Here is a 20,855-nt window from a genome sequence, read left to right as displayed (position 1 = left end):
CTCACCCCTGCAGCTGCCGCAGCCACGGGTTGGTGGCGCGCTCGCGGCCGATCGTGGTGGCCGGGCCGTGACCGGGCAGCACGTCGGTGGCGTCGTCCAGCGGCAGCACCCGCGTGGCCAGGCTGCGCACCATCGCCTCGCCGTCGCCGCCGGGCAGGTCCGTGCGCCCGATCGAGCCGGCGAAGAGGACGTCCCCGGCCAGCAGCAGGTCGCTCTCGCCGGGACGGGCGACGGCGAAGAGCACCGAGCCCTCGGTGTGCCCGGGCGCGTGGCTGACGCTCACGTCCAGCCCCGCGAGCGCCAGCCGCGCGCCGTCGCCGACGGTGACCACGTCGTCGGGTTCGCGCCAGGCGCCGGCGCCGGAGGCCTGCAGGGCCGCCCGCAGCTGCGGGCCCATCCCCGCCAGGGGGTCGCGCAGCCGGTGGGCGTCGTCGGCGTGGATGGTGGCGGCCACGCCGTGGGCGCCGCACACGGGGGTGACGGACCACGTGTGGTCGAAGTGCCCGTGGGTCAGCAGCACCGCCGCCGGGCGCAGCCGGTGCCGGCGCAGGACCTCGGCCAGCCGGTCGGCGACGTCGACGCCGGGGTCGACGACGACGCACTCCTCCCCCGCCGCGGGGGCCACGACGTAGCAGTTGGTCCCGGCGACGGCCGCTTCCACGGTCTCCACGAGCACACCGCCGACAGTAGGGGGAACCCGCTGCGCACGCCCGGGGGTGACCACGGCGCGCGAGCGCTGCGCGACGCCCGGTGAGCACCTGCGCCGTCCGGGGAGCTCGGGACCTAGACTGCGGCGGGTGAGCGAGCACCCCCAGGAGCCGGCGTCCGCCCAGGACGTTCAGGACACCCCCAGCGACCCCACGACGGCGGAGCAGGAGACCCCCGCGGCGCAGGAGCCGCAGGCCCCCGCCGGTGAGCCGGCCCCCCCGCAGGCCGGTGCGCCCGAGCAGGCGCCCGCGGAGGAGCCCGTGCAGGCACCGGAGCAGACGCCGGAGCAGACGTCCGAGCAGGCGAGCGGACGCGGCGGCGAGGTGCCCGCGCCCGCGACGCCCGCGGCGGCGGTGGAGGACGCCCGCGACGTCGCGGACGCCGCGGCGACGCGGCCCTCGCCGGCGGCGCTGGCCGGCCGCCCCTCCCCCCGGTCCGTGCCCCCGGTCCCGGCGGCGCCGCGCGCGCTGACCGACGACCCCGCCGCCGAGCCCCCGGCCACGGAGGTCGTGCACACCACGTCGGTGGACCGCGAGGCCGCGGCCGCCTTCGGCCGCGTGGACGAGAACGGCACCGTGTGGGTGCGCCGCGCCGACGGTGAGCACGAGGTCGGGCAGTACCCGGACGCCACCCCCGAGGAGGCGGTGGCGTACTTCGTGCGCAAGTACGAGGAGCTGGTGGCGCAGGTCGACCTGTTCGAGCAGCGGCTGCGCAGCACCGAGCTGGCCGGCAAGGACATCGTCGCCGGTGTCAGCGCGCTGCGCACCGCGCTGGCCGAGACCCGCGCCGTGGGTGACCTGGACGCGCTGACCGCCCGGGTGGAGGCGCTGGCGACCATCGCCGACGAGGCGCGCGCGGCCGCCGACCGCGCCCGGGCCGCGAACCGCGAGCGGCTGCGCGCGGCCCGCGTGGAGATCGTGGAGGAGGCCGAGGCGATCGCCGCCCAGGACCCCGAGAAGGTGCAGTGGCGCGCGTCCGGCGAGCGGCTGCGGGTGCTGTTCGAGGAGTGGAAGGCCGCCCAGCGCGAGGGCCGGCTGGACAAGCGCAGCGAGGACGAGCTGTGGAAGCGGTTCAGCCACGCGCGCAGCACCTTCGACAAGCTGCGCCGGCACCACTTCGCCGCCCTGGGTGAGCAGCGCTCCGGCACCCGCGCCGAGAAGGAGAAGCTCGTCGCGGAGGCCGAGGCGCTGTCCACCTCCACCGACTGGCGGGGCACGACGACGGCCTACCGCACCCTCATGGACCGCTGGAAGGCCGCGGGCCGGCTGGGCCGCAAGGACGACGACGCGCTGTGGGAGCGGTTCCGCGCCGCCCAGGACGTCTTCTTCGCGGCCCGCACCGCCGCCAACGAGGCGGTCGACGAGGAGTTCCGCGGCAACCTCGCCGTGAAGGAGGAGCTGCTCGTCGAGGCCGAGGCGCTGCTGCCGATCAAGGACGTCGGTGCCGCGAAGGCGGCGCTGCGCGGCATCCAGGACCGCTGGGAAGCGGCCGGCAAGGTGCCGAGGGGGGACCTGAACCGCGTCGAAGGGCGCCTGCGGGCGGTGGAGACGGCCGTGCGCGACGCGGAGCAGGCCCGATGGTCGCGCTCCAACCCGGAGGCGCAGGCGCGCGCCGGCGGGCTGGCCAGCCAGCTGGAGTCGGCCATCCGCGACCTCGAGGACGACGTGGAGAAGGCCCGCGCCCAGGGTGACGCCCGGGCCCTGGCCCGCGCCGAGGAGGCGCTGCGCGCCCGGCGCGCGTGGCTGGACGCCGCGCAGGCGGCGCTGCGCGAGACCGGTCGCTGACACCGGTCGCTGACACCGGGGCGCTGAGGCCCGCCGGGACCGCGGTGCACCCACAGCACCGCGGTTCCGGCGGGCGTCCACAGGCATCCGGCCTCGTGCCGCCGCCGGGGTGCGCGGTGCGGTCCACTGCGTGCGTGACCGCGTTCTCGCCGCCTCCGCCGGCCTCCTCCTCGCCCGCCTGGCTCACCGACCTGCTGGAGCGCGGCCGCTGCCCGGACCCCTCGGGGCCGTGGCGGCCCGGCCCCTCGGCGGCCGCCCGCGCCGCCACCGTCAGGGACGTGCGCGACGGTCTGCTGCGCCGCGTGGTCGGCGACGTGGTCGTCGCCGCCGGCGTGCAAGCGGACACCGGCGTGCGGGCCCGTGCGCTCGGGCTGCTCGTGCCGCCCGGCGCGGTGGTCGTGGGGTGGGCGGCCGCGTGGGTGCACGTGGGCGCACCGCTGCCGCCGCCCCAGCAGGTGCAGGTGGTGCGCCCGGGAGCAGCGCGCCACCGCAGCGTCGGCGGGGTGCGCCTGGTCGCCTCGCGCTGCCTGCTCGACGAGCGGGAGGTCGTGGACGTGGCGGGGCTGGCACTGACCTGCCCGGCGCGCACCCTGCTGGACGTCGCCCGCACCGCACCGCGCTCCGCGGCACGGCTGCGCGAGCTCCTGACCGCCTCCGGGGTCGACAGCGGGGACGTCGAGCTCGCGGTGCGCCGTGCCCGCGGCCGGGCGCACGTGCGCACCGCCCGCCGTGCGCTGGCCGCCGCCCCGGTCGGGCGGTGAGCCCGGCCCGGCCCGGGTCGTCAGACGCGGTAGGCGTCGAACACGCCGTCGACGCGGCGGACCGCGTTCAGCACGTGCCCCAGGTGGTTCGGCTCGGCCATCTCGAAGGAGAACTTCGACACCGCCACGCGGTCGCGGCTGGTGCTGACCGTGGCGGACAGGATGTTCACGTGGTTGTCGGAGAGCACGCGGGTCACGTCCGACAGCAACCGCGAACGGTCCAGCGCCTCGACCTGGATCTGCACGAGGAACAGCCGGGAGGAACCGGTCGGCGAGGACGCCGAACCCCACGCCACGTGCACGATGCGTTCCGGCTCGTGGCGCAACCGCACGACGTTCTCGCAGTCCTGGCGGTGCACGGAGACACCGGCGCCGCGGGTGACGAACCCGATGATCGGGTCGGTGGGCACCGGGGTGCAGCACTTCGCCAGCTTCGCCCACACGTCACCGCTGCCGTCGACGACGATCCTGGCGTCACCGCCGGCGCGGCCGGTGCGCGGCGCCCCGGGAGTGGTGGCCTCGGCGAGGTCCTCCTCGACGGCTGCTTCGCCACCGACGGCGACGAGGAGCTTGTCCACCACGTGCTGGGCCGAGACGTGCTTCTCCCCGACCGCGGCGTACAGCGCGGAGACGTCGGCGAGGTTCAGCTCGCGCGCCACCGCCAGCAGGGACTCGTGCGACACCAGCCGCTGCAGCGGCAGGTGCTGCTTGCGCATGGCGCGGGCGATCTCCTCCTTGCCGAGGTCGATCGCCTCCTCGCGCCGCTCCTTGGAGAAGTGCTGCTTGATCTTGTTGCGCGCCCGGGGGGACTTGACGAACTGCAGCCAGTCGCGGCTGGGGCCCGCACCGTCCGCCTTGGAGGTGAAGATCTCCACCAGGTCACCGTTGTCGAGGGTGGAGTCCAGCGGCACGAGACGGCCGTTGACGCGCGCGCCCATCGTGCGGTGACCGACCTCGGTGTGCACGGCGTAGGCGAAGTCCACCGGGGTGGACCCGGCGGGCAGTTCGCGCACGTCGCCCTTGGGCGTGAAGACGAACACCTGGCCGGCGTTGATCTCGAAGCGCAGGTCGTCGAGGAACTCGCTGGAGGGCGACTCGCGCTGCCAGTCGACGACGGACTTCAGCCACTCCATCTCGTTGTCGCGCTTGCCGCCGGTGGCGTTGGGGTCGTCCTTGTACTTCCAGTGGGCGGCCACGCCGTACTCGGCGCGGCGGTGCATCGTGAAGGTGCGGATCTGGATCTCGACGGGTTTGCCCTCGGGCCCGATGACCGTCGTGTGCAACGACTGGTACATGTTGAACTTCGGCATCGCGATGTAGTCCTTGAACCGGCCCGGGACCGGGTTCCACCGCGCGTGCAGGGCGCCGAGGACCGCGTAGCAGTCGCGCACCGAGTCCACGAGGACGCGCACGCCCACCAGGTCGTAGATCTCGGCGAAGTCGCGCCCGCGCACGATCATCTTCTGGTAGATCGAGTAGTAGTGCTTGGGCCGGCCCGTCACGGTGGCCCGCACGCGCGCGCTCTTGAGGTCGTCCTCGATCTGGGTGCGAACCCCGGCCAGGTACTCCTCGCGGGCGGGGGCGCGGTCGGCCACCAGCCGCACGATCTCGTCGAACACCTTGGGGTAGACCGTGGCGAACGCCAGGTCCTCCAGCTCCCACTTGATGGTGTTCATGCCCAGCCGGTGGGCCAGCGGTGCGTAGATCTCCAGCGTCTCGCGGGCCTTCTTCTCCGCGGAGGCCGCGGGGACGTAGCGCCAGGTGCGGGCGTTGTGCAGGCGGTCGGCCAGCTTGATGACCAGGACGCGGATGTCCTTGGCCATCGCCACGATCATCTTGCGGACCGTCTCGGACTGCGCGGCCTCGCCGTAGGTGACCTTGTCCAGCTTGGTGACGCCGTCGACGAGCTGGGCGATCTCGTCGCCGAACTCGCCCCGCAGGTCGCTCAGGGAGTAGTCGGTGTCCTCGACGGTGTCGTGCAGCAGGGCCGCGGCCAGCGTGGACGGCGTCATGCCCAGCTCCGCCAGGATGGTCGCCACGGCCACGGGGTGGGTGATGTACGGGTCGCCGCTCTTGCGGCGCTGGCCGTCGTGGGCGTTCTCGGCGCGGTCGAAGGCGCGCTCGACGACGCTGAGGTCCGCCTTCGGGTGCGTCATCCGCACCGTCCGCAGCAGCGGCTCGAGCACCGGCGAGACGCTGGACTGGCGGTGCTGACCGAAGCGGGCCAGCCGCGAGAGCATGCGGCTGGCGGTGACCGGGCCGGTGTGGACCGGTTCGGCCGGGCGGGCGCGTTCCCCGTTGCGGCGGCGCTCCGGCCCGGCGGGGCGGGCCACCGGCGGGGCCGGGTGGGAGGCCGCGACCGGGGCGGGCAGGACCGAGGACGGTGCGGGAGGGGGGGCCGCCGTGCGGGCGCGGGTGTCCTCACCCTCCGGCGGTGCGGGGTGGACCCCCACCGCTCGGCCGTCGGTGCCCGTGCCGTCCGCCATGGCGCTCCTCCTGTCCGCAGAGGGCCAGTCTAGGAGCCGTCGGGCCACCGCGCGGACCGCAGCGCCCCGGAGGGTCGGGTCAGGTGGTGCTCAGCGCCAGCACGTCACGCTCGCCCAGCCGGGCGCGACCACCGAGAGCGGTCAGCTCGAGCAGGACCGCCAGGGCCACCACGCGGGCGCCGGCCTCCTCGACCAGCTCGCACGCGGCGCGCGCGGTGCCGCCGGTGGCGAGCACGTCGTCGAGCACGAGGACCCGCTGGCCGGGACGCACGAGGTCGCCGCGCAGCTCGAGGGCGGCGGTGCCGTACTCCAGGGCGTACTCGCGCCGCAGCACCGGCCCGGGCAGCTTGCCCGCCTTGCGCACCGGCCAGAAGGGCAGGCCGGTGCGCTCGGCGACGGGCGCGGCGAGCATGAACCCGCGCGCCTCCACCCCGGCCACCGCCTCCGCGCCCGCGCTGCGCGCCACGTCGGCCAGCGCCGCCAGGACCGCGGCGAAGGCGGCCGGGTCGGCCAGCAACGGCGTCATGTCCCGGAACAGGACCCCGGGGGTGGGGAAGTCGGGGACGGTCCGCAGCCCCGCGTCCACCAGCGCGGCCACGCGGTCCGCACCGGGCACGGCGTGCTGCCGGGACTCCTGCGGCACGCTCACGCGGTACCGCCGGTGGTGCCGTCCGTGGTGGTGCCGGCGGCGGTCGCGCCCGCCGACGCGGCCCCGACCGGCTCCGTCTCGCCGCGCGCGCCGCGCTCGGTCACGGCGGCGTCCAGCGCCCGCACCCGCGGCTCGCGCGAGCGCAGCACCACCAGCAGCGGGGTGGCGACGAAGATCGAGGAGTAGGCGCCCACGATGGTCCCGACGAACAGGGCCAGGCTGATGTCGCGCAGCGTGCCGGCGCCCAGCAGGAGGTCGCCGATGAACAGGATGGCCGCCACGGGCAGCAGCGCCACGACCGTGGTGTTCACCGAGCGAACCACGGTCTGGTTGACGGCGAGGTTCGCCGCCCGCGCGAACGTGCGGTCGCGCTTCACGAACGCCTCGTCGGTGTTCTCGCGCACCTTGTCGAAGACGACCACGGTGTCGTACAGCGAGTACCCGAGGATCGTGAGGAAGCCGATGACGGAGGCGGGGGTGACCTCGAAGCCGACGAGGGCGTAGACGCCGGCGGTGATGACGAGGTCGTGCACGAGCGCGACCATGGAGGCCAGCGCCATCGTCCAGGTGCGGAAGTACACCGCCATGACCACCGAGACGAGGACGAAGAAGATCACCAGCGCGGTGAGGGCCTTGTCCGTCACGTCCTGGCCCCAGCTGGGGCCCACGGCCGAGGAGGTCACGTCCTCCACCGGCACGCCCAGGACCGTGGCGAGCTCCTGACGGACCCGGTCCAGCTCGTCGGTGCTGACCGTCTCCGTCTGCACGCGCACGCCGTCGGTGCCGACCTGCGTCACCTCGGGCACGGTGCCCGGCAGGACGGACTCGACGGCCTGGCGGGCGGCCTGCTGGTCGCTGGAGCCGGTGACGCGGAACTGCGAGCCGCCCTCGAACTCGATGCCGAAGTTCAGGCCGGGCTTGACGAGGAGCACCGCGGACAGCGCGACGCACACGGCGGCGATGAGGAACCACAGCTTGCGCCGGCCCACGAAGTCGAAGGAGGACTCACCGGTGTAGAGCCGGTTGCCCACTGCTGCCATGCCCATCAGGCGTCGCTCCTGTCGCTCGCGGCACCGGCCCCGCCGGTGCGCGCCGCCTCGTCGTCCGCGCCGCCGTCCGCAGCGCCGCCCGTCTCGTCGCCCTGGGCTGCCCGGGCCCGCTCCGCAGCGCGCCGCTCGGCGACCGTGGGGCGGTGCGCGCCGTGGTGCAGCGCGTGCCGCGCGACGGTCGAGCCGAGGTGCTCGGGGTCGAACCCGGACAGCTTGTGCCCGCCGCCGAAGAACTTCGTGCGCGCCAGCAGCCCCACGACGGGGTGCGTGAAGAGCACGACGACGAGCAGGTCGATGAGCGTGGTGATGCCGAGCGTGTAGGCGAAGCCGCGCACGTTGCCGACCGCGAGGACGAACAGCACGACCGCCGAGAGCAGGCTCACCGCGTCCGAGACGAGGATCGTGCGGCGCGCCCGGTGCCAGCCGGCCTCGACGGCGGAGGTGAGCGCGCGCCCGTCGCGGATCTCGTCGCGCACGCGCTCGAAGAAGATGATGAAGGAGTCGGCGGTGATGCCGACCGCGACGATGAGGCCGGCAACGCCGGCCAGGCTCAGCCGGAAGCCCTGCAGCCAGCTCAGCAGCAGGATGACGCCGTAGGTCAGCAGCGCGGCCAGCGCCAGGCTGCCGATCGTGACCACCGCCAGGGCGCGGTACTGCAGGACCGAGTACGCCACGACGAGCAGCAGGCCGACGAGCCCGGCGATCAGGCCGTTGCGCAGCTGGTCCTCGCCGAGCGTCGCGGAGATCTGCTCCTCGGTCTGCACCACGAAGGACAGCGGCAGGGCGCCGAACTTCAGCTGCTGGGCGAGCGCGTCGGCGCTGGCCTGCGTGAAGTTCCCGGTGATCTCCGGGTCGCCCACGATCGTCTGGCTGACGCTCGGGGCGGTGACGACGAGGCCGTCCAGGACCGCGGCGAAGCGGTTCTTGGGGTCGCTCAGCTGCGAGATGCGCGCGGTCAGCTCCTGGAAGACCGCGTCGCCGCTGGCGTCGAAGGACAGCTGCACGGCCCAGCCACCGGTCGCGTACCCCTGGTCGTTGCGCGCCTGGGCGGCGGTGGCGTCGGTCAGCTGGGTGCCCTCGATCACGGCGGGCCCGAGGACGTACTTCTCAGTGCCTTCCTGGTTGCAGGTGACCAGCGGCAGGTCGGGGTCCTCGAGGAGGCCGCCGGCGCGCTGCGCCGGGTCCGAGCAGTCCAGGCCCTGGAAGACCTCCACCAGCCCGGGGCTGGACAGCCACGCGTCGTCGCTGGCGTCCGTGGGGGCCGGGGTGGGCGCCTCGCTCGGCTGCCCGGGCCCTGGGGTGGGCCGCGGGGTGGCCAGCTCGGTGAGGGAGGGCGGGGTGGGCGCCGGCTCGGCGGGGGCCGCGGGCTCGGCGGGGGCCGCGGGCTCGGCGGGGGCCGTGGTGGCCCGCTGCAGGGCGGCGGGCGCCGCCGCGCCGTCGGCGCTCTGCGTGGGGGTCGGGGTCGCACCCTCGGTCGGGGTCGCACCCTCCTCGGGCACCGCCGTGGGCTCGGGGTCCATGGACAGGGCGACCGGCTCGGCGTAGATCACCGGTCGCATGCGCAGCTGCGCTGACCGGGCGATGAGGTCGAGCTGCTCGCGGGTGGCCCGGCCGGGGATGGAGACCGTGATGTTCTCCCCGCCCTGCACCTGCACCTGGGCCTCGGAGACCCCGGTCGCGTCCACGCGCTGGCGGATGATGTTCGCTGCGCGCTGCACCTGCTCGGTCTCGACCTCACCGCCGTCGACGGCACGCGGTGTCAGGACGACCTGGGTGCCGCCCTCCAGGTCGAGGGCCAGACCCGGCGACCAGCGCGCGGTCCCCCAGATCGAGCCGGCGCCGACGGCGCCGAACAGCAGCGCGACCAGCACCGCCAGCAGCACCAGGGTGCGCCCGGGGTGGGGACGGCGGATGGGTGCGCCTCGGCGCACGCGCGGGGGCCTGTCGTTGGACACTGGGTACCTCGGGACGGGGCTCACCCGGAGACGGTCGTCACCCGGTCAGCGCAAGCTTGTCACTGATAGTAGATGGCCGCTGTCATACCAGTAACCGCTGTGAGCGGGACGGGCGCAGCGGCGCAGGGCGTGTCAGGCGCGGTGGGCGCCGCCGTCCGCGGGGTCGTCGCCCGCCGGGTCCTGACCGGGCTTGCGCAGGTCCAGGCCGCCCTCGGCGCCGGGAACGGCGTCGGCAGGGCTCACCGGCGCCAGGGCCGGGGTCACCACGCGCGCGACCGCGCGCCGCGCCCACCGGGTGCGCACGCCCGGCGCGATCTCCAGGACGACCGTGTCGCCGTCGACGTCCACGACCGTCCCGTAGGTGCCCGACGTCGTCATGACCTCGGCACCCGGACCGACGCTGTTCTGCATCTCCACCTGGGCCCGCTGCTGCTTGCGCGTCCGGCTGAACATGAAGACCAGCAGCGCGACCATCAGCAGCAGGAAGATCAGCTGGCTACCGCCGCCACCACCCACGACATCCCTCTCCGCGCCGGTGGGTTCGACGGCGCACCGGCACCCGCGCCGGCCCGTTGCCGGCACGGCGGGCCAACGCCAGGCACCCGCTGCGGGTTCCTCGACCCGGCAGGCGCCGGCCGGCCGGCCCGCCCGCGCAGTCTAGACGGATCACCCGGACAGCCCTGGACAGCGACGTGGCCCGCACCCCCGGTCCGCCGCTCCCCCGGGCGGCTCACGCGCCGCCGGCGCCGTCCGCCTCGTCGTCCCCCTCGCCGGCAGGCTCCGGCAGCAGCTGCCAGGCGGCGTCCCGCGGTGGGGTCAGCCCCAGGTGGGCCCACGTCTCCGGCAGCGCCACGCGCCCGCGCGGGGTGCGGCCCAGCAGCCCCTCGCGCACCAGGAACGGCTCGGCGACCGTCTCCACGGTCTCGGCCTCCTCCCCCACGACGACCGCGAGGGTGGACAACCCCACCGGCCCGCCGCCGAAGCGGCGGCACAGCGCGTCCAGCACGGCCCGGTCGAGCCGGTCCAGACCGCGCTCGTCCACCTCATACACCTCCAGCGCGGCGCGGGCCGCGCGGCGGTCCACCAGTCCCGAACCGCGCACCTGGGCCCAGTCCCGCACCCGGCGCAGCAACCGGTTGGCGATGCGCGGGGTGCCGCGCGAGCGACGGCCGATCTCGACGGCGCCCTCCGCGGTCAGCTGCACCCCCATCAGGGCGGCGGAGCGGCGCAGCACCTGCACGAGCTCCTCGGGCGTGTAGAAGTCCAGGTAGCCCGTGAAGCCGAAGCGGTCGCGCAGCGGCGCCGGCAGCAGCCCGGCGCGCGTGGTCGCGCCCACCAGCGTGAAGCGCGGCAGCTCCAGCGGGATGGCGGTGGCGCCCGGTCCCTTGCCCACGACGACGTCGACGCGGTAGTCCTCCATCGCCATGTACAGCATCTCCTCCGCCGGGCGCGCCATGCGGTGGATCTCGTCGAGGAAGAGGACCTCACCCTCGTCGAGGGAGCTGAGCACGGCGGCGAGGTCGCCGGCGTGCTGGATCGCCGGGCCGCTGGACTGCCGCAGCGGCGCCCCCATCTCGGCGGCGACGATCATCGCCAGCGTCGTCTTGCCCAGCCCGGGCGGGCCGGAGAAGAGCACGTGGTCGCTGGTACCGCCACGGGCCCTCGCCGCGTCGAGCACCAGCGAGAGCTGCTCGCGCACGACCTTCTGGCCGACGAACTCGTCCAGGCCGTGCGGGCGCAGCGCCGACTCGGCGGCGCGCTCCCCCTCGTCGGCGCCCGCCGTGACCATCCGCTCGCTCACGTCGTCCTCCCTCGCCATCGGCGCGTCAGCGTCCCGACAGGTGCCGCAGGGCGGAGCGCAGGGTTCCCGCCACGTCCGTCACGCCCACCTCGTCCTCGCCCACCACCGCGTCCACCGCGTCCCCGGCCTGCTTCGGCGCGTAGCCCAGGCCCGCCAGGGCGTCGACGACCTGCTGGCGGCGGGCGTCCTCGACGGCCGGCGCGGGCACCGCCGGGGCGGCCGCCCCGCTGGGCGGGCCGAGCCGGTCGCCCAGCTCCAGGCAGATCCGCTGCGCGCCCTTCTTGCCGATGCCGGGCACCCGCACCAGCGCGGCGTGGTCCTCCGCGGCCACGGCGGCGCGCAGGCCGTCGGGGCGGTGCACCGCGAGCATCGCCAGCGCCAGGCGCGGGCCCACGCCGGAGACGGTCTGCAGGACCTCGAAGACCTCGCGCTCGTCGGCGTCGGCGAAGCCGAACAGCGTCAGGGAATCCTCGCGCACCACCAGGCTCGTCGCGAGCGTGGCCTCCTCACCGAGCCGCAGCGCCGCCAGCGTCGCGGGGGCGGCCTGCACGAGCACGCCCACCCCGCCGACCTCGACGACCGCCGAGTCCAGCCGCACCGCGAGCACCCGCCCGCGCACCGACGCGATCACACGACCTCCACCCCAGCGCGGGACGGCCCCGCGCGAACACGTGTACGAGCGAAGGCTAACGAGCGCGACCGACACCCCCCCGCGCGGCGCGCGGCCGCAGGCGGCACGATCGGGTGCCGTGAGCCACGAGCAGCACGCCAACCCCCGCCAGAACGTCACGTTCGAGAGCGCCTCCGAGAGTGGTCACGCGCACGGCTACCTGCGGGTGCCGGCCTCCGGCAGCGGGCCGGGGGTGATCGTCGTGCAGGAGTGGTGGGGCCTGACCGACCACGTCGCCGGTGTCGTCGACCGCTTCGCGTCCGAGGGCTTCGTCGCCCTGGCGCCCGACCTGTACGGCGGGCGCACCACGCACGACGCCGAGGAGGCGCAGCGCTTCCTGGCCGAGCTGCCGCCCGAGCGGGCGGCCCGGGACCTGGCCGGCGCGGTGACGCACCTGCTGGCCCGGCCGGAGACGACCTCCGCCACCGTCGGTGCGGTGGGCTTCTGCATGGGCGGGGCGTTCGTCCTCACCCTCGCCGCCCAGCAGGGCGAGCGGATCGGGGCGGCCGTGCCCTGGTACGGGATCCCCGGGCCGACCACGGACTTCTCGGGGCTGCGGGCGGCGGTGCTGGGGCACTTCGGCGAGGAGGACGCCTCCGTGCCGCTGGACGCGGTGCGCGAGACCGAACGGCGCGTGCGCGAGCAGTCCGGCGCCGAGGTGGACTTCCGCACCTACCCGGCTCCGCACGCCTTCTACAACGACGAGCGCCCGAACCACCGCCCCGAGGCCGCGGAGCTGGCCTGGTCGCGCACCACGGCGTTCCTGCGCGAGCACCTGCGCTGACCGTCCGCGCGGGGCGGCGCCGAGTGGCCGACCGGCGGGGACGGCAGGACAGTGGCGCGGTGACCTCGACGACACGCAGCCCCCGCAGCCCCCTCGGCGTGCTCCTCGCCGGCGCCGCTTCCGGCGCCGCGGGCACGACGGTCCTCAACGCCGTCACGTACGGCGACATGGCCGTGCGCGGCCGCGCCCCCAGCGCGGTGCCCGAGCAGACGGCCACCGCCCTGGCCGAGCGCCTCGGGCGCCCGGTGGCCGGCCGCGGCGCCGAGCGCGCGCACCGCACCAGCGCCCTGGGCGCGCTGTCCGGGTACGCCGCCGGTGTCGGGGTGGGCAAGCTCGTCGGGCTGGGCCGCGCCGCCGGGCTGCGCATGCCCGCCGGCCTGGGCGGCGTGGTCACCGGCGCGCTCGCGATGGCGGCGACCGACCTGCCGGCGCACGCGCTCGGCGTGACCGACCTGCGCACCTGGGGCACGCAGGACTGGGTCTCCGACGCCCTGCCGCACCTGGCCTACGGCGTGGTCACCCACGCGACGCTGCGCGCCCTGGACCCGGTCCCCGGGCGGGCCCGCACCCCGATCGTGGACCTGCCCTCGCTGGACCGGCCGGCTGCCGGACGCCGCTCCCCGTCCCGCGCCTCCGCGGGCCTGGTGCTGCGCAGCGCGCTGCTGGGCGTGGCGGCGGGCGGGCGCAGCTCCCTGGGCCTGGCCGGCCCCGCGCTGCTGTCCGCCGGGACCCGGGCGCTGCCCGGCGGCGCCCCGGCCGCCGCGCTCAGCGGCCTCGCTCTGGGTGGTGAGCTCATCGCCGACAAGCTGCCGGGCACGCCCAGCAGACTCGGCGCCAGCGGGTTGCCGCCCCGACTGCTGACGGGAGCGGTGGGCGCCGCCGCCCTGGCGCGCCGTGAGCGCAGCAGGACGCTCCTGCCGGCGCTGGCCGGGTTGGCCGGTGCCGCGGCCGGCTCGTACGCCGGTGCCGCCTGGCGCGCCTGGGCGGGCGAGCGCGTGCCGGACGTGGACGCCGCGCTCGTGGAGGACGTCGCCGCGGCGCTCCTGACCCTGGTGGCGGCGCTGCCGCACCGTCGCGGCTGAGGAGAGCCGCCGCACCGTCGCGGCTGAGGAGCCCCGTCAGCGGGTGGCGCGCCCGGGCTGCCCCACCGGCCGGCGGGCGGCGGCACGAGCCGCCTCGGCGTAGCCGTTGCGCCGCCCGGTGACGAGGGCGCCGTGCGCGGCGGCCTCCAGCCGGGTGGTGGCCGACCCCCGCCACAGGTGGCACAGCGCCAGCGCCAGCGCGTCGGCGGCGTCGGCGGGCCGGGGCGGTGCGTCCAGGCCGAGGATGCGGGTCACCATCGCGGTCACCTGCTCCTTGCCGGCGCGCCCGGAACCGGTGACGGCGGCCTTGACCTCGCTGGGCGTGTGCATCGCCACCGGCAGCCCGCGCCGGGCGGCGGCGACGAGCACCAGTCCGGCGGCCTGGGCGGTACCCATCACCGAGCGGACGTTGGCCTGGGCGAAGACGCGCTCGACGGCGACCACGTCGGGGGTGTGCTCGTCCAACCACTCGTCCAGCCCGTCGGCCACGGACAGCAGCCGGGCGGCCACGGGCTCGTCGGCGGGGGTGCGCACGACGCCGACGGCGACCATCCGCACGCGACGACCCGCCGCCCGGGCGGCGGCGGTGGAGCCGGTGGACTCGACCACCCCCAGACCGCAGCGGGTGAGACCGGGGTCGACGGCGAGGACGCGCACGGCCCCCAGCCTCGCACGCGGCGAGGTGGGGGCCGTCCCGGGCGCGCGGGACGCGCCTGCGGTGGGCCGCTCAGGCGTCCTCGAGGGCCGCCATGACGTCGTCGGAGACGTCGTAGTTGGCGAAGACGTTCTGCACGTCGTCGCAGTCGTCGAGCGCGTCGACGAGCCGGAAGACCTTCGCGGCGCCCTCGGCGTCCAGCGGCACCTGCACGCTGGGCACGAAGCTGGCGTCGGCGGAGTCGTAGTCGATCCCCGCCGCCTGCAGGGCCTCGCGCACGGCCACCAGGTCGGTGGGCTCGCAGACGACCTCGAAGGTGTCGCCCTGGTCGGTGACCTCCTCGGCGCCGGCCTCCAGGACGGCGGCCAGGACGTCGTCCTCCGTGAGGTCGGTGCCCTCCTTGCCGATGACGACGACGCCCTTGCGGCTGAACATGTACGCCACGCTGCCCGGGTCGGCCATCGAGCCGCCGTTGCGGGTCATCGCCGTGCGGACCTCCATGGCCGCGCGGTTCTTGTTGTCCGTCAGGCACTCCACGAGCATCGCCACGCCGTTGGGGCCGTACCCCTCGTACATGATCGTCTGCCAGTCGGCGCCGCCGGCCTCGGCACCCGAACCGCGCTTGACGGCGCGGTCGATGTTGTCCGCCGGCACGGAGGTCTTCTTGGCCTTCTGGATGGCGTCGTACAGCGTCGGGTTGCCCGCGGGGTCGCCGCCGCCGGTGCGGGCCGCGACCTCGATGTTCTTGATCAGCCGAGCGAAGCTCTTGGCGCGCTTGGCGTCGACGACGGCCTTCTTGTGCTTGGTCGTCGCCCACTTGGAGTGGCCGGACATGGTGTTCCCTCCGCCGTTCGCTCGCTGGTCGATGTCTGCCGGGCGATCTCAGCCCCGCCGCTCCTCGTGCCCCTGCCCGCGGTCCCGGCCTCGCACCAGGTCCACGAAGTAGCGGTGCACCCGGTCGTCCCCGGTGATCTCCGGGTGGAACGACGTCGCCAGCAGATCGCCGGAACGCACTGCGACGATCCTACCCGCGGCCGGCCCGGAGCCCACCCGGGCGAGCACCCGCACACCCTCGCCGGCCTCCTCCACCCACGGTGCGCGGATGAAGACGGCGCGCACGTCATCGCCGCCGTCGGTGACGCCCTCGACCGGGAGGTCCTCCTCCCAGCTCTCCACCTGCCGCCCGAAGGCGTTGCGCCGCACCGTGATGTCGATGCCGCCGAGGGTCCGCTGGTCCGGCGCGCCGTCCAGGACGCGGTCCGCGAGCAGGATCATGCCCGCGCAGGAGCCGTAGACGGGCAGGCCGCCGTCGACGCGCTCGCGCAGCGGCTCGCGCAGCTCGAAGGTGCGCAGCAGGCGGTCGATGGTGGTGGACTCCCCGCCGGGCAGGACCAGGCCGTCCACCTCCGCCAGCTCGCGCTCGCGGCGCACCGTGACGGCGCGCGCCCCCGCGGCGGTCAGGGCCGCCAGGTGCTCACGGACGTCGCCCTGCAGGGCCAGCACCCCGATCACCGGTTCCTCGCGCACCGGGTGAGCGTAGGACCGCTCCCTGCTCAGGCGATCCGCAGGGGTGGCCCGTCCCAGCGCACCGGCAGCTGCGCGAGCAGGTGCGCCAGAGCGGCGGGGTACACGGTGTCGGTGGTGCGGGCCAGCTCGGCCACGTCCCACCAGCGCACGTCGGTGAGGGTGGCGACCTCCAGGGCCGTCCACCGCTCGCGGGACAGCTGCGCGGGGGCGGGCAGGCGGTGCACGAAGAACTCCTCGTGCTGGCGGCAGCGCTGCCCGAGGTAGGGGAAGTCGGCAGTGCGCTCCCACACCGGGCCCACCAGCTCGGCCGGGTCGGCGACGATGCCGGTCTCCTCGCCCAGCTCGCGGACCGCTGCGCACCGGGCCGGCTCGGCGGCGTCGCGGCCGCCACCCACCGTGAACCACCACGCCGCCCCCGGTGCGCTGGGGTCGGTGCCGCGCACGAGCAGCACGCGACCCGCGTCGTCGAGGACGACGACGCGGGCCGCGCTGCGGGTGCGGGTCCCGTCGGGGGCGGTGCCCCACTCCGGGCCCAGCGGGTCGTGCTCGCCCGGGTCCTGCTCGCTCAGCGGGTCACCAGCCGCGGGTGGCCAGGCGGTGCGGCTCCGGGAGGGCCTCGACGTTCAGCCCCACCATGGCCTCGCCCAGACCGCGGGAGACCTTCGCGACGACGTCGGGGTCGTCGTGGAAGGTGGTGGCCTTGACGATCGCCTCGGCGCGCTGAGCGGGGTTGCCGGACTTGAAGATGCCCGAGCCGACGAAGACGCCGTCGGCGCCGAGCTGCATCATCATCGCCGCGTCCGCGGGGGTGGCGATGCCGCCGGCGGTGAAGAGCACCACGGGCAGCTCCCCGCGCTCGGCGACCTCGCGGACCAGCTCGTAGGGGGCGGCCATCTCCTTCGCCGCCACGTACAGCTCGTCCGGCGCCATCGAGCGCAGCCGGTTGACCTCCGCGCGGATGGTGCGCACGTGCGTGACCGCGTTGGAGACGTCGCCGGTGCCGGCCTCCCCCTTGGAGCGGATCATCGCCGCGCCCTCGGTGATGCGCCGCAGCGCCTCGCCCAGGTTCGTGGCCCCGCACACGAACGGCACGGTGAACGCGTGCTTGTCGATGTGGTGGGCGTAGTCGGCCGGGGTGAGGACCTCGGACTCGTCGACGTAGTCCACGCCGAGGGACTGCAGCACCTGCGCCTCGACGAAGTGACCGATGCGGGCCTTGGCCATCACGGGGATGGACACCGCGGAGACGATCGACTCGATCACGTCCGGGTCGGACATGCGGGACACGCCGCCCTGGGCGCGGATGTCGGCGGGCACCCGCTCCAGGGCCATGACGGCCACGGCGCCGGCGTCGGCGGCGATGCGGGCCTGCTCGGCGGTGACGACGTCCATGATCACACCACCCTTGAGCATCTCGGCCATGCCACGCTTGACGCGGTCGGTGCCGACGGCGGGACCCGCGCCGGCGCGGACCTCGGCCCGGGGCGCGGGCATCCCGGCACGGGGGGTGGACTGGTCGGTGCTCACGCTCTGGCGCCTCGCGCTTCGTGTCGGGGTGTGCTCCGGGGAACCGGACCTGCCGGGCGCATCCTACGGACCGGGCCGGACGTCCCCGTCCGCCGTCCCGTCGTGGAAGTCGGCCGTCTCGGGCAGGCGCGCGTGCCCGGCCAGGTGCCCCCAGCGCACCACCCGCTTGCCCCGCAGGCGCCGGGCTTGGACGACGGCGTCGTTGTGGAAGCGCCGGGCCAGCCCGACCCGGTGCCAGGCGTCCAGGACGCGCGCGCACCGCTCGTCCCCGCCCTCGACCCCGAGCCCGCCCGGGGCCGGCTCGTCCGCGCCCGTCGGCCCGGCCCGCTCGCCCGGGGGCGGCAGGGCGGCGGCCAGCGCCCGCGTCAGGTCGCTCTCGGCGCGCCAGCGCTGCGCGTCGTCGGCGTCGGTGGCGTCGCGCAGCGCCGCGGGGGTGCGGGGCGCGTCCAGGGCGGCCGTGGCCGCGTCGGCCAGCAGCAGCGACGACGCCGGGTCCAGCCGGCCGGAGGTGGCCAGCTCCAGGGCGGCCGAGGCCCGCCGGGTCAGCTCCGCGTCCAGCGCCGCCCGGCTGGTCTCCACCCGCCGGTGCAGCCGGTCCAGCCGCTGGGCGGTGGCCGACAGGTACCAGGCGACCAGGCACAGGACCAGCAGCCCGGCCAGCGCCCAGGTCAGGGGGTTCACCGCCCGGACCTGCGCTGCTCGCCACCACGGTGGGCGTCCTCGCCGGAGCGGACCGTCTCGTAGACGGCGAGGACGTCGGCGGCCACGACGGACCAGTCGTAGCGCCGGGCCGCGCGCTGCCCGGCGTCCACCAGGCGCCGCCGCTGCCCGGGGTCGGTCAGCAGCTCCAGCAGAGCGGCCGCGGCCGCAGCTGCGTCGCCGGTGGGGAACAGCCGGCCGTGCGCGCCGTCGTCCAGCACGCGGCGGAAGGCGCCCAGGTCGCTGGCCACGACGGCCGCACCGGCCGCCAGGGCCTCGACCAGGACGATGCCGAAGCTCTCCCCCCCGGTGTGCGGCGCCAGGTAGACGTCGGCGGAGGCCAGCAGCGAGCGCTTGTCGTCGTCGTCGACCGCGCCCAGGAACTCCAGGGCCCCCGGGTCGGGCGCGGTGGCGCGCGCGGCGTCGGCGTCCCCGCGCCCGGCGACGAGGAAGCGGGCGCCGGGCAGGACCGCGCGCACGCGGGGCACCGCCTCGCACAGCACCCCCAGGCCCTTGCGGGGTTCGTCGAGGCGCCCGACGAACGCCACGACGGGCCGTTCGGGGGTGCCGCACCACTCCGGGCGGCGCGGCGCGCGCGCGAAGCGGTCGGTGAACACGCCGTTGGGGACGACCACGGCGTCGCCGCCGACGTGCTCGACGACGGTGCGCCGGGCGTCCTCGCTGACGGCGATGCGGGCGGCGATCTTCTCCAGGCTCGGGCGCAGCAGCGGTGAGGCCGCCTGCATCGCGCGCGAGCGCAGGTTGGCGGTGTGGAACGTCGCCACCACGGAGCGCTGCGCGGCCCACAGCGCCAGCAGGGAGGTGCTGGGCGACAGCGGCTCGTGCACGTGCAGCACGTCGAAGTCCCCCTCGGTGACCCAGCGGCGGACCCTGGCCGCGGTCAGCGGCCCGAACGACAGCCGGGCCACCGAGCCGTTGTAGGGAACCGCGACCACCCCGCCGGCGGCGTCGGCGAAGGCCGGCAGGGTGGCGGGGTCGTCGGCGGGGGCCAGGACGCGCACGGAGTGGCCCAGGGCGATCAGGTGCTCGGCCAGGTCGCGCACGTGGAACTGCACGCCACCGGGCACGTCGAAGGAGTACGGGCAGACGATCCCGATCCTCACGGGGTCCCTCCCCGCGCTCCCCCGCGGGCGACGTCCGCGGGGAACACCGGCTGCAGCACGTGCCAGTCCTGCGGGTGGGCGCGGACCGCCGCGTCGAGCGCGTCCGCGCAGCCCTGCGTCATCGCCGCCACCGCCGCGGCGCGGTCCTCGCGGGCGGGACGGGCGGGGTCGGCCGGCGGCCGGCGGACCTCCTCGCCGACCTCGACCACGAGCGTGCGCGGGCGCGACGGCGGCCCCTCGTACCAGACGGCCGCGGGGAACAGCGGCACCCCGGCCGCCAGGGCGAGCGTGGCCGGTCCGGCGGCCATGGGCAGCGTCTCGCCGAGGAAGCGCACCGGCACGCCGCTGCCCGACAGGTCCCGGTCCGCCAGCAGCGGGACCACGGCTCCCGCTCGGACCCCGCGCACCAGCGCGGGGAAGGTGCCCGGGTCGCCCAGCGGCAGCACCTCCACGCCGAGTCGCCGGCGGAAGGCGAGGAACTCGGTGAAGACGGCCTCGGGGCGCAGCCGCTCCGCGACCGTGACGACCCGGGAGAGCCCGGAGGCCGACCACCACGCCGCGGCGTGGTCCCAGTTGCCCAGGTGGCCGAGGAAGAGCACCGCTCCCCGCCCCGAGCGCAACTGCTCGAGCAGCGGCTCGGCACCGCTCGCGCGCACCCCCGCGGTGGTTCGTTCGCGGGACCACGCGGGCAGCCGGAACACGTCGCACCAGTAGCGCGCGTAGGAACGCAGGCCCTCGTGCACCAGGTCGTCCAGCTCGGCGGGCGACGCCTGCGGTCGCGCGCGGCGCAGGTTGGCCCGCAACTGCTCCACCCGGGTGCCGCCGCGGGCGTGCACCCGGTCCGCGGCCCGCTCGGCCAGCGTCAGCGCCACCGGTTCGGGCACCGCGCGCGCCAGCCGCCACGCCAGGCGGAAGGCGGACGCGGTCAGGTCGTCGCGGGCGCCGCTCACGCGCGCGGAGCGGAGGCGGGCGGGGAGGCGTCTGCGGCGGCCAGGGCCTGGCGGCGCACCGCTGCCATGCGCTGGACCACGGTGACGAGGCTGGCGACGGCCAGCAGCGCGAGCACGACGGTCAGGAACGGCAGCGGCACGCCGAGGCCGACGAGCGTGGTGGCGGCGAGGACGGCGAGGAGCCGGTCGGAACGCTCGGCGATGCCGACGTTCGCGGTGAACCCCAGCCCCTCGGCGCGCGCCTTGGCGTAGGAGACGAGGCTGCCCAGCACCAGGCACAGCAGCGCCAGCCCGGCCGTCACCGGCGAGTCGCCGCCGCGCGCGAACCAGACGACGAGGCCGCCGAAGACGGCGGCGTCGCCGAAGCGGTCCAGGGTGGAGTCCAGGTAGGCGCCCCAGCGGCCCGTGCGGCCCAGGGTGCGTGCCATGATCCCGTCGACGGTGTCGGACAGGACGAAGAACCCCACCGCGATGGAGCCCCAGAACAGCTGCCCCAGGGGGTAGAGCACCAGGGCGCTGGCGAGGACGCCGGCCGTGCCGGCGATCGTCACCGCATCGGGGTCGACGCCCAGGCGCAGCAGCAGCTTCGCGGGGGGCGTGAAGACGCGGCCGGCGAAGGCGCGGGCGTTGCGGCCGAGCACGCC

General features: G+C 75.9%; 21 protein-coding genes. 4 read left to right on the top strand and 17 right to left on the bottom strand.

All coding sequences use genetic code 11. From position 1 onward, the window contains the following. Window position 1 precedes the first annotated feature (1 nt). A complete protein-coding gene (locus MN205_RS10880; protein WP_242127117.1) occupies window positions 2–676 on the bottom strand; it encodes an MBL fold metallo-hydrolase in 675 nt (224 codons plus the stop codon). A gap of 121 nt (window positions 677–797) precedes the next feature. Between MN205_RS10880 and MN205_RS10875 the strand changes: the two genes are divergently transcribed. Next, on the top strand, window positions 798–2,492 hold the full coding sequence (locus MN205_RS10875) for a DUF349 domain-containing protein (RefSeq protein ID WP_242127114.1): 1,695 nt from the start codon (window positions 798–800) through the stop codon (window positions 2,490–2,492). Between the two features lie 134 nt (window positions 2,493–2,626). Beyond that, on the top strand, window positions 2,627–3,253 hold the full coding sequence (locus MN205_RS10870) for a hypothetical protein (protein ID WP_242127113.1): 627 nt from the start codon (window positions 2,627–2,629) through the stop codon (window positions 3,251–3,253). Window positions 3,254–3,273: 20 nt separating this feature from the next. On the opposite strand, the gene MN205_RS10865 is transcribed toward MN205_RS10870, so the two are convergent. From MN205_RS10865 to ruvA, 7 genes are all read right to left on the bottom strand, one after another. Beyond that, on the bottom strand, window positions 3,274–5,739 hold the full coding sequence (locus tag MN205_RS10865; RefSeq protein ID WP_305037199.1) for a bifunctional (p)ppGpp synthetase/guanosine-3',5'-bis(diphosphate) 3'-pyrophosphohydrolase: 2,466 nt from the start codon (window positions 5,737–5,739) through the stop codon (window positions 3,274–3,276). Window positions 5,740–5,818: 79 nt separating this feature from the next. Beyond that, the gene (locus tag MN205_RS10860) at window positions 5,819–6,382 is read right to left on the bottom strand and encodes an adenine phosphoribosyltransferase (RefSeq protein WP_242127111.1); all 564 of its coding nucleotides are present in this window, start codon (window positions 6,380–6,382) and stop codon (window positions 5,819–5,821) included. A gap of 2 nt (window positions 6,383–6,384) precedes the next feature. Continuing rightward, complete coding sequence (secF, locus tag MN205_RS10855) at window positions 6,385–7,434, bottom strand: protein translocase subunit SecF (RefSeq protein ID WP_242127110.1); 1,050 nt, start codon at window positions 7,432–7,434, stop codon at window positions 6,385–6,387. Then, window positions 7,434–9,392, bottom strand: a complete 1,959-nt coding sequence (secD, locus tag MN205_RS10850) for a protein translocase subunit SecD (protein WP_242127108.1) — start codon at window positions 9,390–9,392, stop codon at window positions 7,434–7,436. Before secD ends, secF begins: the two co-directional genes overlap by 1 nt. 132 nt (window positions 9,393–9,524) lie before the next feature. Then, window positions 9,525–9,908, bottom strand: a complete 384-nt coding sequence (yajC, locus tag MN205_RS10845; RefSeq protein ID WP_242127105.1) for a preprotein translocase subunit YajC — start codon at window positions 9,906–9,908, stop codon at window positions 9,525–9,527. 214 nt (window positions 9,909–10,122) lie between these two features. Then, a complete protein-coding gene (gene ruvB / locus MN205_RS10840; RefSeq protein WP_308220268.1) occupies window positions 10,123–11,211 on the bottom strand; it encodes a Holliday junction branch migration DNA helicase RuvB in 1,089 nt (362 codons plus the stop codon). A 7-nt stretch (window positions 11,212–11,218) separates the two neighbouring features. Continuing rightward, complete coding sequence (gene ruvA / locus MN205_RS10835; RefSeq protein ID WP_242127103.1) at window positions 11,219–11,824, bottom strand: Holliday junction branch migration protein RuvA; 606 nt, start codon at window positions 11,822–11,824, stop codon at window positions 11,219–11,221. Between the two features lie 118 nt (window positions 11,825–11,942). Between ruvA and MN205_RS10830 the strand changes: the two genes are divergently transcribed. Both MN205_RS10830 and MN205_RS10825 read left to right on the top strand, forming a co-directional pair. Next, a complete protein-coding gene (locus MN205_RS10830) occupies window positions 11,943–12,647 on the top strand; it encodes a dienelactone hydrolase family protein (RefSeq protein ID WP_242127101.1) in 705 nt (234 codons plus the stop codon). Between the two features lie 59 nt (window positions 12,648–12,706). After that, window positions 12,707–13,729 (top strand): hypothetical protein, encoded by a 1,023-nt coding sequence (locus MN205_RS10825; protein ID WP_242127100.1) that lies wholly within the window; start codon window positions 12,707–12,709, stop codon window positions 13,727–13,729. 36 nt (window positions 13,730–13,765) lie between these two features. Here MN205_RS10825 and ruvC read toward each other — a convergent pair whose 3' ends face one another. The 9 genes from ruvC to pgsA form a co-directional block, all read right to left on the bottom strand. Then, complete coding sequence (ruvC, locus tag MN205_RS10820; protein WP_242127098.1) at window positions 13,766–14,386, bottom strand: crossover junction endodeoxyribonuclease RuvC; 621 nt, start codon at window positions 14,384–14,386, stop codon at window positions 13,766–13,768. 70 nt (window positions 14,387–14,456) lie between these two features. Continuing rightward, on the bottom strand, window positions 14,457–15,218 hold the full coding sequence (locus tag MN205_RS10815) for a YebC/PmpR family DNA-binding transcriptional regulator (protein WP_242127096.1): 762 nt from the start codon (window positions 15,216–15,218) through the stop codon (window positions 14,457–14,459). A 48-nt stretch (window positions 15,219–15,266) separates the two neighbouring features. Next, window positions 15,267–15,911, bottom strand: a complete 645-nt coding sequence (pdxT, locus tag MN205_RS10810) for a pyridoxal 5'-phosphate synthase glutaminase subunit PdxT (RefSeq protein WP_242127094.1) — start codon at window positions 15,909–15,911, stop codon at window positions 15,267–15,269. Window positions 15,912–15,937: 26 nt separating this feature from the next. Continuing rightward, the gene (locus MN205_RS10805; protein WP_255819041.1) at window positions 15,938–16,447 is read right to left on the bottom strand and encodes an NUDIX hydrolase; all 510 of its coding nucleotides are present in this window, start codon (window positions 16,445–16,447) and stop codon (window positions 15,938–15,940) included. Between the two features lie 37 nt (window positions 16,448–16,484). Continuing rightward, the gene (gene pdxS, locus MN205_RS10800) at window positions 16,485–17,405 is read right to left on the bottom strand and encodes a pyridoxal 5'-phosphate synthase lyase subunit PdxS (protein WP_242127344.1); all 921 of its coding nucleotides are present in this window, start codon (window positions 17,403–17,405) and stop codon (window positions 16,485–16,487) included. Window positions 17,406–17,501: 96 nt separating this feature from the next. Further along, window positions 17,502–18,119 carry a hypothetical protein gene (locus MN205_RS10795; RefSeq protein WP_242127089.1) on the bottom strand — a complete coding sequence of 206 codons (618 nt, stop codon included), beginning with the start codon at window positions 18,117–18,119 and terminating at the stop codon, window positions 17,502–17,504. Then, a complete protein-coding gene (locus MN205_RS10790; RefSeq protein WP_242127087.1) occupies window positions 18,116–19,261 on the bottom strand; it encodes a glycosyltransferase family 4 protein in 1,146 nt (381 codons plus the stop codon). Before MN205_RS10790 ends, MN205_RS10795 begins: the two co-directional genes overlap by 4 nt. After that, window positions 19,258–20,211: a phosphatidylinositol mannoside acyltransferase gene (locus MN205_RS10785; RefSeq protein WP_242127085.1), complete on the bottom strand. Its 954-nt coding sequence runs from the start codon at window positions 20,209–20,211 to the stop codon at window positions 19,258–19,260. Before MN205_RS10785 ends, MN205_RS10790 begins: the two co-directional genes overlap by 4 nt. After that, window positions 20,208–20,852 carry a phosphatidylinositol phosphate synthase gene (pgsA, locus tag MN205_RS10780; RefSeq protein ID WP_242127084.1) on the bottom strand — a complete coding sequence of 215 codons (645 nt, stop codon included), beginning with the start codon at window positions 20,850–20,852 and terminating at the stop codon, window positions 20,208–20,210. The genes MN205_RS10785 and pgsA overlap by 4 nt, the downstream gene beginning before the upstream one ends. Between the last annotated feature and the right edge of the window lie 3 nt (window positions 20,853–20,855).

Source organism: Kineococcus sp. TRM81007, assembly GCF_022669155.1.
Taxonomy (GTDB): Bacteria; Actinomycetota; Actinomycetes; order Actinomycetales; family Kineococcaceae; genus Kineococcus.
Note: the sequence above shows the minus strand (reverse complement) of the source record. Positions and strands in the feature narration are given on the sequence as shown.

Bases quoted from the DNA above. Each gene is read 5' to 3' on its own strand.
- MN205_RS10865 (WP_305037199.1), bottom strand. From the start codon at position 5,739: ATGGCGGACGGCACGGGCACCGACGGCCGAGCGGTGGGGGTCCACCCC.
- secF (WP_242127110.1), bottom strand. From the start codon at position 7,434: ATGGGCATGGCAGCAGTGGGCAACCGGCTCTACACCGGTGAGTCCTCC.
- ruvB (WP_308220268.1), bottom strand. From the start codon at position 11,211: ATGGCGAGGGAGGACGACGTGAGCGAGCGGATGGTCACGGCGGGCGCC.
- MN205_RS10815 (WP_242127096.1), bottom strand. From the start codon at position 15,218: ATGTCCGGCCACTCCAAGTGGGCGACGACCAAGCACAAGAAGGCCGTC.
- pdxS (WP_242127344.1), bottom strand. From the start codon at position 17,405: ATGCCCGCGCCCCGGGCCGAGGTCCGCGCCGGCGCGGGTCCCGCCGTC.